Annotated in this window: 1 pseudogene; it reads left to right on the forward strand. The window is 67.0% G+C overall.

Annotation, left to right across the window (positions count from 1 at the left end):
- Positions 1 to 249: pseudogene (locus tag A6V37_RS42085) on the forward strand (cytochrome b); the annotation flags it as partial.
- Between the last annotated feature and the right edge of the window lie 273 nt (positions 250 to 522).

Here is a 522-nt window from a genome sequence, read left to right on the forward strand (position 1 = left end):
CTGATGCTCGCGATTCCCATGACCGGCTACCCCTACAGCTCGGCGTCGAACATCCCCGTCCCGTACCTCGCCTTCGTGCCGCTGCCGCGTCGGACCGATCCTGATCCCGTGTTTAAGGAATCCCCCACGACACTTCATGTGAGTCTGCATTTCGTTCTGCTTTCCCTTGTCGTGCTGCACCTGCCCGCGGTCCTCCCGCATACTATGCTCGACCCCCACCGCCTGCTCCCACGCACGCCCCACTTTTCCCTATCACTACCACCACGAACATGTCCACCCCCTCCTCCACCCCGCCACACCCCACGCGTCCGCCGCCGTCCACCCTCCCACCTCCCCACCACTCGCTGCCCGCGCCCCCCCGTCCGCCCACTCCTACTTGCTCCCCCCCGTTCCTCTCGCAGACCCCGTCGCCTCGCCTGCACGTCCGCGCACTCCCGTCCGCGCTCCCCACTTCGATAGATCCTGCAGCCACACCGCATGGCTCGTCCCTGCACACGGCCCAGTGCCCTTGCCACCCGCCTT

This window comes from Paraburkholderia ginsengiterrae (genome assembly GCF_001645125.1).
Taxonomy (GTDB): domain Bacteria; phylum Pseudomonadota; class Gammaproteobacteria; order Burkholderiales; family Burkholderiaceae; genus Paraburkholderia; species Paraburkholderia ginsengiterrae.